The 14,187-nt window shown below is 45.7% G+C and carries 9 protein-coding genes; 1 reads left to right on the top strand and 8 read right to left on the bottom strand.

The genetic code is table 11. The features are described 5' to 3' along the window. Window positions 1-17: 17 nt before the first annotated feature. The 4 genes from L0U88_RS13410 to L0U88_RS13395 are packed head-to-tail and all read right to left on the bottom strand — an operon-like array spanning window position 18 to window position 3,548. The gene (locus tag L0U88_RS13410; protein WP_234866579.1) at window positions 18-1,091 is read right to left on the bottom strand and encodes a COX15/CtaA family protein; all 1,074 of its coding nucleotides are present in this window, start codon (window positions 1,089-1,091) and stop codon (window positions 18-20) included. A gap of 50 nt (window positions 1,092-1,141) precedes the next feature. Beyond that, window positions 1,142-1,975 (bottom strand): universal stress protein, encoded by an 834-nt coding sequence (locus tag L0U88_RS13405; RefSeq protein WP_234866578.1) that lies wholly within the window; start codon window positions 1,973-1,975, stop codon window positions 1,142-1,144. Between the two features lie 21 nt (window positions 1,976-1,996). Further along, a complete protein-coding gene (locus L0U88_RS13400; RefSeq protein ID WP_234866577.1) occupies window positions 1,997-2,314 on the bottom strand; it encodes a DUF202 domain-containing protein in 318 nt (105 codons plus the stop codon). Window positions 2,315-2,348: 34 nt separating this feature from the next. Further along, window positions 2,349-3,548, bottom strand: coding sequence for an NAD(P)/FAD-dependent oxidoreductase (locus L0U88_RS13395; RefSeq protein ID WP_234866576.1), 1,200 nt, complete (start codon window positions 3,546-3,548; stop codon window positions 2,349-2,351). Window positions 3,549-3,729: 181 nt separating this feature from the next. On the opposite strand from L0U88_RS13395, the gene L0U88_RS13390 reads away from it, so the two are divergent. Further along, complete coding sequence (locus L0U88_RS13390; RefSeq protein WP_234866575.1) at window positions 3,730-4,614, top strand: helix-turn-helix domain-containing protein; 885 nt, start codon at window positions 3,730-3,732, stop codon at window positions 4,612-4,614. Between the two features lies 1 nt (window position 4,615). Here L0U88_RS13390 and L0U88_RS13385 read toward each other — a convergent pair whose 3' ends face one another. The 4 genes from L0U88_RS13385 to L0U88_RS13370 all read right to left on the bottom strand — a co-directional run bounded on the left by L0U88_RS13385 (window position 4,616) and on the right by L0U88_RS13370 (window position 14,094). Further along, entirely contained in the window at window positions 4,616-7,024 is a 2,409-nt protein-coding gene (locus tag L0U88_RS13385; RefSeq protein WP_234866574.1) for a glycoside hydrolase family 127 protein, read from the bottom strand. A gap of 59 nt (window positions 7,025-7,083) precedes the next feature. After that, the gene (locus L0U88_RS13380; RefSeq protein ID WP_234866573.1) at window positions 7,084-8,679 is read right to left on the bottom strand and encodes a RagB/SusD family nutrient uptake outer membrane protein; all 1,596 of its coding nucleotides are present in this window, start codon (window positions 8,677-8,679) and stop codon (window positions 7,084-7,086) included. Window positions 8,680-8,696: 17 nt separating this feature from the next. Beyond that, a complete protein-coding gene (locus L0U88_RS13375; RefSeq protein WP_234866572.1) occupies window positions 8,697-11,684 on the bottom strand; it encodes a SusC/RagA family TonB-linked outer membrane protein in 2,988 nt (995 codons plus the stop codon). A gap of 127 nt (window positions 11,685-11,811) precedes the next feature. Further along, window positions 11,812-14,094: a S9 family peptidase gene (locus tag L0U88_RS13370; protein WP_234866571.1), complete on the bottom strand. Its 2,283-nt coding sequence runs from the start codon at window positions 14,092-14,094 to the stop codon at window positions 11,812-11,814. Window positions 14,095-14,187: the final 93 nt, after the last annotated feature.

Here is a 14,187-nt window from a genome sequence, read left to right as displayed (position 1 = left end):
TTTAGACAAGTCTCAAATTATGCGCGCTGCCTGCGCTCACCGAAAAGATACAACATGCCCACCAGCGATAAAACCAGGAACATTGCTACCAATTGATGTAGCTGGGCCATCCATTCAAAATTGCCCCATTGATTAGGCACAATGGATTTGCTGGTTAATACGGATAAAATTCCCAGCAATACCTGCACCACCACCAGCATCAGGGGCCAGCGTATATAAGCACGAGCAGCTGGTGAGATGGTTTCCAGGCTTGCTTTTCGGTACCAGAGAATCACCAGGATGGTGATCAGGTAAGCCAGGTTTCTGTGAATAAAATGAACAGTAATAGTATTATCAATCAGGTTAATCAGCCAGGGACTGTGACTTCCCATTCCCTCCGGTACCCAGGCCCCATTGATGGTTGGCCAGGTAGATGCTACTGCCGCAGCTTTATGTCCGGCCATTAAGGCCCCATACACCAATTGCAGGGTCAATAAGGCCAATAGGATCCAGGTGAACTTTTTTACCTGGGGTGCATCCCGCCGCTCCTGGTTGGGAACCAGTAATTGTAAGGCAAACCAGAAAGTATAGGAGAGTAAACCAAGCGCCAGCACAAAATGCATGGCCAGGCGGGTAGGCTTTACATAAACTGCATCACCGGTTAAGCCACTGGCCACCATGATCCAGCCTACAGCTCCCTGCAGTGCTCCCAGCACAAAAAGAGTCAGGAGGGGATTCACCATTTCACGTTTCAGGTACCGCTTTGAAATCAGGTAAACAAATCCCACTACGAATACCACTCCAATAAGCCTGGCCCAAAACCGGTGAAACCATTCCCAGAAGAAAATAAACTTGAAATCATCCAGGTTGAAATCGGTATTCAGCAGGCGGTATTGAGGGGTTTGCTGGTACTCCCGGAATTTATCCAGCCATCCGGCTTCATTCAGGGGCGGCAGGGTACCTGTCACCACTTCCCATTCAGTTATGGAGAGTCCGGACCCGGTTAGCCGGGTAATTCCTCCCAATAAAATCTGTACGATGATCATTCCTACCCCTATGAGCAGCCAAATGGCTACGGCTCGTTGTCCTCTTTGCTGACGAATGGTTTCCATGGCCCGCAAAGTTATCCCATTGGGGTGGTTACGCCAACCACTGTTGAAACTCAGGACTTTTTAGTAGTAGGAATTGCCAACAGCGGGATATGAATGCCATCGGCTACCTTGGAAGTAATGCTGTAATTGAAGAGTTTATCAAATACACTCCGCTCATGAACAAACATCAGCAGGGCTGCTTTTTTGCGATCAGCAGTATAATTCACCAGGTTCTTCCACATGGGAAGGTCATCTTTCTTGGGAACCAGGTGTGCGGTGATCTCGGGATAGGCCCTTACAGCAGCTTCCATTTCATCCTGGTCGGCTTCGGGTACTGAAGTCAGTGAAATAACTTCTGCCTTAACGTTGAACCAGTTGGCCCATTCTGCCAATTTCGGCAGGCAGGTTTTTGCTTCCTTCAGGGAGATGGCTGCCAGTAACTCTTCCAGTTTCACCGGATGCCAGTCGCGCGGTACTGCCAATATCGGAAATAAGCTATGGTTGATCATGGTGCTGGTATTGCTGCCCCAGAAACGCTCCACGGCATTGGAAGCTCCATGCGTACCCATTACAATTAATTCGGCTTTGTTTTCCAGCATGTGGTTGATGATCCCGCCATTAATCATGACACTTTCCCGAACCGAGGTAGTTACTTTAGGTGCCGCCTCACCACAGCAGGCTGAACTGCGTTCGGCAACAAGCTCCGCCAGTTTTGCTTCAATCGCGCCCAAATCAACATGGTGCGGGTCAATATGCCATTCGTTGGGATAATCATGTGCTGCTTTAAAATTCAGGATATGCAATACTTCGATTGTCAATCCCTTATCTTTTGCGATGTATAAGGCCTGGTCCAATGCACTGATGGCATTGGGGGAAAAATCAAAAGGAACTAAAATATTCGCCATGTGCTTCTTTTATTCAATGCGTTAAACTTCTTCTTCCATTAATAAATGCCATCGTTTCTGCGCAAATGCTGAGATATTCAGTTTTTTAGCAACACGACGGTACCGGATGATCCCACTGATCAGTATCCCTATTGCTACCAGCCAGAATGCCAGCTCCAGCAACCAGCCGAGTTCCAGTTGAAAAAAACTATTCAGGGTAAGTCCGGCGATGGAAAAATACAAACTTGATCGGATATAGGCCAATAAAGTACGTTCATTGGCCAGGCGGGTCCTTTCTACCGCCAGTTCATCTGTTAAGGATAGCTTGGTGCGTGTAGGAGTAGGTTTGTCTGCAGTCATGCCAGCTCTTTCACCCAATTTACGCAAGAATTGCTTAGGCTGTTCCCTTCAGGATTTTATTCCAGTACATCCAGGGTAAGACATATTTTTTCAGCGCCCACATGCTCCAGCGGGGTTTGGCCTGGTCAAAGGGGAAAGTCTCCATTGGTTTGTTGTCATAATCAAACTCCGCGAGGATCAATTGGCCATATCCCACTACCAGCGGACAGCTTCCATACCCGGTATAATTTCCTTGCAGGGGCTGACCATCTATTACAGCTAAGAGATTCTTCACCAATACAGGTGCCTGCTTGCGAACTGCTGCACCGGTTTTGGCATTGGGGGTGCTGGTAGCATCTCCCAATCCGAATATGTTGGGGAACCGATTGTGTTGCAAGGTGAACTTATGTACATCCACCCAGCCGGCTTCATTGGCAAGCGGACTGCTTTTAATAAAATCCGGTGCACTTTGAGGAGGCACCACATGGATCATGTCAAAATGTTTGGTGATATAACTGGACACGCCCTGGGGATCGGTTACTTTAAAAGTGGCAGTTTTACCCGGACCATCAATCTCTACCAGGTCGTGTTTGAAATGCAGCTCAATACCATACTCATTCACTTTTTTCATGAGCTGGTCCGCATATTTTTTGATGCCGAAAATCACGCCGCCTGCAGTTACAAATTCCACCTTGGTTTTACCCTGCAATCCGTGTTTACGCAGGTAATCGGCTGTGAGGTACATGATTTTTTGAGGTGCTCCGCCACATTTTACCGGGGTACCCGGACTTGTAAACAAAGCTGTATCTCCTTCCTTCATACCTTTTAATAATTCGAATGTATAAGGCGCGAGGTCAAAAGAATAATTGGAAGTAACACCATTTCTGCCCAGGGTTTCGGGCAGGCCTTTCACCAGGTGCCAGTTCAGTTGAATACCCGGTGCAACGACCAGGTAGTCATACGTGTATTCATTGCCGTTAGCACTGATCACTTTGTTGGACTCCGGTTCAAATTTGGCCGCAGCCTCTTTGATCCAGTTCACGCCGGATGGCATCACTGATGCTTCGGATCGTACGGTATCATGTATATCGAAGGTGCCGGCACCTACTAATGTCCAGGCAGGCTGGTAGTAATGTTTATCAGATGGCTCCATGATGGCAATCTGGAGCGATTTTCTTTTACGAAGCAGTTGAGCAGCTACCGAAATACCGGCATTGCCCCCTCCTATAATTAAGATTTGATGATGTTGTTGCATGGCATTGCATTGAATACTAAAGGTAAACAGCGGGGCAGCGGGCAATTGTGACCGGGGTCACTCCCAAAACTGATTTTGGTTTGCCCAGATTTTAACCGCTTATCATCATATTTTCACTATTGGGGGATAATTTAATGGAATACATTAAATTACTGTCATTCCTACACTTAATTAACTGAACATGAAAGTCCTGCAATTCACCATTCCGGTTCCGGGCGAGAAGAACATCATTGTTCAACGAGACAGGCTCCCCTTTATGTACCAGCATTTACACCGGCACGATGAAGTTCAACTGACCTGGATCATTAAGGGTGAAGGAACCCTCGTAGTGGAAAACAATATGTACCCCTTTCGGGCGAATGAAATCTTTTGTATTGGTGCCAATCAGCCCCATGTTTTTAAAAACGATCCCATTTATTATGGCGGGAACCTGGAAGTAGAAGCCCTGACCATTTTCTTCAATCCCTCCGGCAAGTTGCATTTCCTCTTTGATCTCACGGAGACCAAACTGATTCGTCAGTTCCTGCAGAAATATCGTTCCGGTTTTATCCTGCCAGAGGAAATGACGGATGAAATCAGCAGTCTGATGTTAAAAATAGAGCAGCAATCCGGCATTGATCAGATCATCAGTTTCCTGGAACTGATGCGAGCCTGTTGTGCATCCTCCCAATTAAAGGAACTGGGAAGTGTTTCCGAAATGGTCCAGTTCAGTGAAAATGAAGGACTGCGTCTTGGCAGGATCTATAATTTTATCCTGAGCAATTATGCAGAGCAGATAACCCTGGACGATGTAGCGAAACAGGCACATATGACACCACAGGCTTTCTGCCGGTTTTTCAAAAAAAGAACCCGCCATACCTTTGTTTCTTTCCTCAATGAAGTTCGAATCAATGAGGCTTGTAAGAAACTCACGGAAGGCGGGTTCGACAGTATTTCAACGGTTGCTTATACCTGCGGATTCAACAGCATTACCAATTTCAATCGCGTGTTCAAAGCTGTATTGGGCAAATCACCCAGCGAATATGTAGAATCCTACACGCTGCACGCTTATGATGTTGCCAGCTAAATCAGTTCACGATCCATTCATGCATACCTGCAGAATGTTTCTCCGGTAATTTGACCTCCAGTCGAAGCCCTTTGGTCTTAACCGGTTTGAACCGGATGCTGTTATAGGCATCCTTGGTGATCGCATCCTGCTGCTCCACTTCCACCGGTAGCCAGTTGCCATCTTTTTCATAGAGCAGTTGGTAGCCGGCAGGAATCCTGCATCCTCCAAAGGGACCATCATCAAACCAGTAGAATTTGCTGGAGTGCACGGTTTGCGGCTGATCAAAATCATATTGCACCCACTCCGTTGTATTTTCCTTTGGCCACCAATGCAGGTAAATGGAATTGCGATCCTGTGAACTCGATGGCTCATACTGATCGTTCATCCCTTTCAGCATACGGGGGTTCTTCTGTGATGAACTGACTTTACTTTTGGACGCAATGGTTGGCGCCGGCATTGGTAAGGCTGCAGATTCTGCATAGGGAATCCAAACCTGCATTTCTCCTGCACCACGGTTATTCCAGGAATAGTAGGGAATAGCTTTTACTGTTTGCTCTGAACGCAGGAGTGCTGTTGTATTCACCTGTCTTTTAGTACTGCTCCCTTTTGCAGTCAGCACCATTACCCCATTCAATAATTCCGGTTCATAGTTGGCCTGAATTCCTGCTGAACGATCCACCACAATATTATTCACCGCATTGTCTTTATTGTCTGGTCCCTCTATACAATATACAATTGGTCCGCGCTGCAGGGCAAAACGATTGATATTATCTTTCACCTGCTGGTTGGCGATTACTTTTTCAATTTCCAGGGGCAACTCCAGTTCCAGCTTATCTCCTTTTTTCCAGCTGCGATTGATTACCGCGTAACCTTTCTCCATCTTATACTCAACCGCCTTCCCATTCAGAAGGATTCGAATGGGCTTTCTTTGTGTATCCAGGAATGCATACAAACTTCCTGGTACTGCTTCCTGCCTTGCCCAGCCGGGAATACGCAACCTTATGGTAAATGATTTGGAGGGTGCCTCTTTTATCAGCATCCCAACCTGCCCTTTCCAGGGATATTCTGTCACCTGCTCCAGTTGCAGTTTCCCTGCCGGCAGTTCTATATCCGAAGTACTGGCCACGTATAAATTCACATAGAGATCATTCTCTTTTTTCGCATATACATATCCGGGAACAGATGGCATGAAGCGTGTCATGTTACTGATACAACAGGCACAACCAAACCAGGCACTTCGCTGGTGCTGCCCCATTGATGCCAGTGGATTGGGATAGAAAAACCGGTCGCCGCTCAAGGATACTCCTGATAACAAGCCATTGTATAAAATGCGCTCCAGTACATCCACATACTGTGCATCTCCGTTCATTAAAAACATGCGACTGTTCCAGTACACATTGGCAATGGAGGCACAGGTTTCTGCATAGGCCGACATATTGGGTAACTGATAAGCAGCGCCAAATGCTTCACCATGCCCTGTTGCACCAATACCGCCGGTGAGGTACAGCTTGTGTTCCATCACATCTTTCCAGATATCCTGGATGGCATTGATATACTCTTTGTTTCCGGTGAGTGCAGCAACATCCGCCATACCGGTGTACATATAGGCTGCGCGAACTGCATGCCCAACTGCTTCGTGCTGGTCGGTTACCATCTTGTGCGACTGACTATATTCTGATCCCTTGATATTGCCATTGCCCCGGATATCCAGGAAAAACTTAGCCAGGTCGAGGTACTCCTTTTTGCCAGTGACGCGATAGAGGCGGGCCAATCCCATTTCAACCACCTGGTGACCAGGAAAATAGGCTGCTTTCCCCGGACCGAAATCACGCAATAAGAGATCTGCATTTTTTAGTGCGATGTCCAGGAAATTACGTTTCCCGGTTGCCAGGTAATGCGCAACTGCAGCTTCGTACAGGTGCCCGCAATTGTATAATTCATGACTCAGATCCGGAGTTTTTTCCCAACGCTTCGGACTGATCCAGGGATGCAGGGTATCCGGTTTCATGGTGCGGAAAGTATAGAGATAGCCATCCGGTTCCTGCGCGTCAGCAATGATACTGATGAGGGTATCCAGTGTTTTTTCAAGCTCCGGATCAGGTTTGGTCTGCAGCGAATAGGAAGCTCCTTCAATCAGCTTGTAGACATCTGTATCGTCAAATGGATACTCTGTGATTTTCCCCACGGGCATTTTGCCCGCAGCTTTCAGGAAATTATCAATGCGTCCGGTTTCCCGACATTTCTGAAGGGTATAGGGAATGCTCACTTTTGCATTCACTTCAATTTTGGGTGCCCAGAAAGCATCATGAAAATGCACTTTCGTAAAAGGCACCGGTTGTATCGGGTAATCGTGTTGAGCGTCCTGTGCAATTCCGGTCTGTGTTATCAAACCAGTGGCGAGTACAATCGATAAACGGAAATTTCTCATGCTTTTTTCAGTTTAACATATAAATGTATTAATGACATTTATACAACAATATACGTAAATCATCTGTAATCCGGATTCTGTGCAAGATTGGGATTCTTATTCAATTCTGCTTCCGGAATCGGGAACAGGGTTCTCATCTTGCCATCATTTTTGGGCCGGTGATTGAACCAGGTTTTGCGATGGAATACACCAAACCGGATCATATCCTGCCGGCGATGCGCTTCAGCAGCAAACTCCCATCCCAGTTCATCATAAAAGCGACCAAAGGGAATATCTGCACCACCCTGTACTTCGGTAACAGCACCATCTTTCCAGTAACCGTAATTGTAAACACTTCCTTTGGTAAGATCATCTGCTGTAACAGCAGCCTTAGCCGGATTGGTGGTTGCAAATGCACGCTGTCTAACCTGTGTTACCAGGGTTGCGGCATCTGCAGCATTTCCTGTTCTGAGCAACGACTCGGCTTTCATCATGAGGATATCTGCATATCGGAATACCGGAAAATCAGTGCTTAAACCACCACGTGCACCAACTTTGATTTCATATTTACCGATGCGATAACCCTGGAAAAATCCTGCAAGCGCAATGCCATCAACATGACGGGTATAATTCAGGATCTCTTCACCAGTAGTTACACTGTATTGAGGTCCCATAATCCAGGTATCCTTCATTCTTGAATCATCCGGATCATAGGTATCAATGAATTGAGGAACTGCACAGTTACCACCCCAGGGCTGCGCTGCCATATTCAACACATTACGATGGGCCGTTGCCAGGGTTTTCATATGAATGGAATTCTGTGTTGCAAATACCTCATCATAAGGAACTGCCAGAATCAATTCTTTTGAATTTTCATTCGCCGTTACAAAATTGTTCTTGTAATTCGGCTCCAGGATATAAATGTTTGCATTGATGATATCATTACACTGTTCAATACATTTCTGCCACTGCGCAGTTCCAGTATATACTTCCGCATTCAGGTAAAGGCGTGCCAGTATTGCTTTAGCTACCCATTTATTAATGCGTCCATACATTGATTTATCCGCAACCACACTCAGGTTGTTCATATTCTCCAGCAATTCCTTCTCTACAAATTCATATACCTGCTGCCGTGTTGCCTGTTGCGGCAAGGTAGCATCCGAGAAATCCGTTACCAATGGTACATTGCCATGTGTATCCACCAAGAGTGAATAATAAAATGCTCTCAGCGCTTTCAATTCTGATACCAGCGCATCTTTTCCATTGGCAATTGGAATGGAGCCAGATTCAATCTGGAACAGAATCCGGTTCACGGTATTAATTCCATTGTAACAGTTGTTCCACAAGTTCTGCGGTTGCCATTGCACCTGGTTCCACTCGTGGTTGTGCATCCGCTGGTAAGTACCACCATCATACCATCCATTCGGACGCGCCGGTGTTACAATTACATCAGCCGGTTCTTCCTGCAGATCAAAATTTCCCTGCCAGCCCGCATACATGGGACGCATGATGGTATAAGCCGGGCCGATAATTGCCGGAATATCCTTTTCAGACGGACGAAAAGAAGTTTCCAATACCTGGTCGTATACTTCCTCATCCAGTTTGGTACATCCTGTATTCAGCAGGAGTGCACCTGCCATCAATACTGAGATACTTAGAATTTTATGTTGTTTCATGATTACTCTTTTTTACTTTAAAAACCAATGTTTACTCCCACAGTGAAGGTTCTGGTAGTAGGATACTTATCTCTTGAATCCACGCCCGGATCTAACCCCAACCGGTTTACTTCTGGGTCGATTCCCTTATAGCCGGTCAGCACAAGCAGATTAAGCGCTGATGCATATATCCGTGCGGTACGGAAATACTTGCTGTTTGTTACATTAAAGCTGTATCCAAGCGTTACGTTATCCACTTTCCAGTGGTCGCCATCCTCAATATAATGGGATACATAAGCCAGGTCATTATCCAGCATTCTTTTCCCATATACCGGGTCCAATGCTGATTTCAGCATATTGTATTGCTTGATCTTGGGGTTCTCATAATACATACGCTGGAAATTCAGAATCTGGTAACCAAATGCACCACGCATGTTTACAGCGATATCAGCTCTCTTGTATCGGAAATAGAGATTGAGTCCAGCTACATGTTTTGGAATACCATTACCCAGCACTTTTTTATCAGAAGGGGTAGACTGTCCGATCGGCTTGGGTTTTCCATCCTCGCCTTCAATGATCCATTTGCCATCTGCATCTACATCAATGGTTTTGTAACCCCAGAAATTTCCGATTGATTCACCCACTTTCACGCGGTGTGTTGATTCCTGGATGGGCTCACCGGTATACCCTGCGAAAAAGAAATCATTGGTTGTCTGATACAAATCATTTGAAATGGAAATCAGTTTATTCTTATTGGCAGAATAGGTAAGGTTGGCTCTGAAATCCATATCCTTCTTGCGGATAAAATCATAATTCACCAAAACTTCCACACCACGGTTTAACATGCTGCCTGCATTCGCCAGGGTGGTACCAAACAAGTTGGGTGGAACCGGAACCGGGAAGTTGTACAACATATCCTTGGTATTACGCTGGTAAAAATCAATACTACCACTCAGGCGACCGCGGAACATGGCGTAATCCAATCCGATATTGTATTCCTCCTTTTTTTCCCAGCGTAAATCTGGGTTGGGGTTCCTGGTGGGAGAAATTGGCTGGATCCACTGACCATTGTACAGGTAGCGGTTATTGCTATACGTTAGTGAAATGAGCGACTGATAAGGATCGGTCGGAACAGTACCGGTGATACCAAATCCTGCCCGGAGTTTCAGGTCATCCAGGAAATCAGCATTTGCCAGGAATGATTCCCTGTTAAGTCGCCATCCAACTGAAACCGCGGGGAATGTACCCCACTTATAGTTGGCTCCAAACTTGGAAGATCCTTCATAGCGCATACTGGCCATCAGGAGATATTTCTCACTGAGTGAATAATTCACCCGGCCGAAGAACCCGATCAGCTTATGATTGGTTTTAAAGGATCCCAATCCAAAGGCACTGTTATTCTGCAACAGGAGTGCATCACCGGCTGCCAGGTTATTATAGGTATAGAGATCTGTTGGAAAATTGGAGTTGGCAGCGTTAAATCCTTCACTGGTCACATCCTGCCAGCTATATCCACCCAGCACGGTTACCCGATGCTGACCAAATGATTTGGTATAATCCGTTGTAAGTTCCAGCAGGTTGTCCTGGAAGAGGCTGGTGGTGCGGGATGCATACCCTGTCCTGTTATTCACCACAGATGCACGGTGATTAAAGGTCTCGGAATAACCAGAGAGTGAATTGATCTTCACATTCGATACCAGGAGTTTGATATTCAGATCCTTTATGGGAGAGAAAATCACACTACCGTTCAAACGAAGTTCTGAGGTACGGAATTCACCAGATGTTTCTTCAATACTGCGAACCGGGTTGTCATAATTATAGGCGTTGGGATCTTCTTTCCAGCGACCTAAATAATCATACACACTGTCGGTTGGGTTGCGAATGATTGCCTGCCGGTAAATATAATCGTAGTTCGGGCCAGAGAAATACTTCCGGTTTCTGCCCAATAAACTAACGTTAAAGCGCAACCGGTTATCCAGCATGGAATGATTCAGATCAATACGACCTGTAAACTGTTTGTTATCGGAACGATTGAACAAACCTTCCCAATTCCGCAAATTAAGCGTTGCTATATAATTGGATTGCGCAGTGCCACCCTGCAGCGATACATTATGTACATGGCTTACAGGATTGCGACTGATCTCCTTTAACCAGTCGGTACTGGTTCCTTTATCATAGGTGGCGGGGTAAAATCCATCATTTACCAGTTTCCGTACATCACCGGCTTCCAGGAATTCCATGCGGCGGGCAATGGTCTGCACACTCACGTAACTGTCGTAACTCAGTGTAGCAGGCATTTTTCCACTTCTCTTGCGCGTGGTGATCAGGATTACTCCATTGGTACCACGGGTTCCATAAATCGCAGCAGCAGATCCATCTTTCAATACATCTATGGATTCAATATCTTCCGGTGCAACCGTGTTCAGTGAGCCGGGGATACCATCAATTAATATGAGCGGCTCAGTTGTAGACAATATCGTACTATTTCCTCTTAATGATATCTGCGTGGTGGCATTGGGGTTACCACTGGGAGTAACTATTGCGAGTCCGGCTACCTTACCCTGGATCAATTGTCCCGCATCCCGCGCAAACCCTTGCGTGAAATCTTCTCTTTTCACATTCGCCACGGCACCTGTTACTTCGCCTTTTTTCTGCTTGCCATATCCCACTACTACTACATCATCCAGGCTGGATTGAGCTGCGCTCATTTGTATGGAAAGAGTGGAACGCCCTGCAGCATCAATATCCTGGCTGGCAAATCCTACAGAACTGATCCGGATTTTCGCGTTGGCCCGGCTCAGTGTTAAAACAAATTCTCCTTTTTCATCTGTAGTAGTTCCATTCTGTGTACCAATTTCCGTCACCGATACACCCGGCAGCGGAACACCTTCCTCATTGGTAATTTTTCCATTTACCTGGTTGGGTGATCTTTCCTGGGCGCGGACTTCTAACCCGGCACCAACAAGAAATACAGTCATTAGTAGAAAGAAAAGCAGAGCGCTGATCCTCCCGAAAGAAATTCTCATAGCTTGACAATTTTTGGTTGTGACAGAAAGCAATCGGTTAATTGTAATTTTTACACTTAAATGTAGAACGAGAAAACAGCTATGGATTCACACATTTTATTTAATTGTTACCAGATATTAGCCCCTTTTAATTACGCTGGGGAGGCAGGAGGTGAAGAAGTGAGCGCACAAAAAAGTCGCGTTTACGAATACGGCCATAGGGACCGCCATCGCTATGTCCCATACCGGGAATAGTCAGCATTTCAAAATGTTTTCCCTGTTTGATAAGTGCATCTGCCACACGATAGGTTGATTCTGGTGGTACATTGCTGTCTTCATCACCCACAATTAGTAATAGCTCACCCTTCAGTTTACCGGCATTGGTGATGTTAGATTGTTCCTCATAGTGTTTACCTAATGGATAACCCATCCATTGTTCATTCCACCATTGTTTATCTACGCGGTTATCATGACAACCACAGGCTGATACGGCCGCTTTATAAAAGCCGGGATGAAACAATAATCCACCTAATGCATTTTGTCCACCTGCAGATGTTCCATACAATCCCACTCTGTTAGTATCTACCCATGGATATGACTGGGCCAGTGATCTGATCCAGTTGATCCGGTCGGGGAATCCTGCATCTGCCAGGTTTTTCCAGCATACATCATGGAAAGCTTTGGAACGATTGGCTGTTCCCATGCCATCAATCTGAACAACCACAAAACCCAAAGCAGCCAGGCTTTGCATCTCACTGTAAGGCAGGAAAGATTTGGGTACAAAAGCATCCTGCGGACCAGCATATATATTTTCGATCACCGGATACTGCTTGCCAGAATCAAGATCAGTTGGCCAGCACACTACACCCCAGATGTCAGTAATTCCATCACGTGCTTTTGCTGTGAAAGGCATAGGCGCCGGCAGCTTCAATTGTAGTAATCTGCTCGTATCGGGTTGCTCCACCGTCATTATATGTTTACCATTCACTGGAGAACGCAAGGTAATTACCGGCGCCTTGTTTACTTCTGAATACGTATCCAGGAAATAGTTGCCATCAGGTGAATAACTCACCTGGTGATGACCGCGTTCAGGATTCAGCACAACCAGGTTTTTTCCATCCATGCCGATCCTGCAATGGTGTACATAATAAGGATCTTCTCCCGGCTGTATGCCGGAAGCGCGGAACCAGATCTGTCTTTTTTTATAATCAATACTGTCAATTTCCCTGACAATCCAGTTGCCGGATGTGATGGGGTTTTTAATTTTTCCGCTGCTTATGTCCAGTAAATACAAATGCCGCCAGCCATCCTTTTCAGAACTGAGAATCAATTCTTCTTTATCTAAATTATAATCTGTAAAAATTCTGGATTCATAAATAAAGGTGGAGGATTGCTCATCATATATGGTACGTGCAAGTCCGGTTTCACTATCAGCCTCCAGTATGCGAAATCGCTGGTGACCACGATCCACCCTCTCAAACAAAAATTTCCCCGGGCTTTTTTTACTGAAATGCAGATAAGGAGCACTGAAGAAATCCATGATAGGGGTCTGTATTTTTTTCGGACGTTCTTCACCCAGCCTGTACACCATCATTTCATAGGTAGTGAATGGATCTCCTGGTTGCTTGTAGGGAATGGCATAATGCTGCCCACGGCTGGTGCCCGCTACTGCTTTTTTAATATAATGTATGACGGAGTCTTTGTAAGGAACAATTCGGTAAAAAATAAAATACCTACTATCCGGCGACCAGGCAACAGATCCGTAGGTTGCAGTATCTGTACCATCAGTGGTAAGCTGCTTTTTTATTTCTCCATTTTCAGATTGAATCTGAATATTATTGTTCACTACAACTGCTTTCCATTTCTTATCAGGGGACAAGGCATCTGTACCAAAGCTCATCCAGTGACTCCTGCGGGTCCAACCTGTTCCATTGGAATTTCGGCGCCCGAATCTTTCATTCAGAGAAATTGCCTCTATGGAATACGTACCTAGATCTGCCTGCCATCTTTTTTGATCATAACTAAATTCGATTTTATTGGCTGTTCGGTTCACAGTTGTAACTGTGATGGGCAACCGATCAGCAGTAAGTCTTTTAGCGGCAACAAAAGACAAACTATCCGCCAGCCGTTGATGATCAAATGCCTTGAAACGATTTCTTTTTGTGGGATCCACTTTCAGAAACTCAACCGTGCTGTCGGGATGTGTTCGTTTAAACCAGAAGCCGGTACCATTTTCTTCCCAAACTGGTTGAACAGACTGATAGTATACGGCTGTTTTTGCTGCACTGTCCAGCCATTTTGCTTTCTCATATCGGGCCAGAATCTCTTCCCTGGTAGGCCACCAGGGTTTTGTTTCCCTTTTATATTGCGCCAACACCAACTCTGCGTTTAACAGCAACATAACCTGCAGAATGCATACTATTCTGATCATAGCCTTTTTGTTTTCAAACTTAACCGTAGCTGCCAGGCGGAGTTTTACCTGATTTAGCGGAAGCTGTTCAGATTTTAACCCGAATTGCTTGGA

Source organism: Flavihumibacter fluminis (assembly GCF_021491375.1).
Lineage (GTDB): Bacteria > Bacteroidota > Bacteroidia > Chitinophagales > Chitinophagaceae > Flavihumibacter > Flavihumibacter fluminis.
This window is presented reverse-complemented; position numbering and strand designations above follow the sequence as displayed.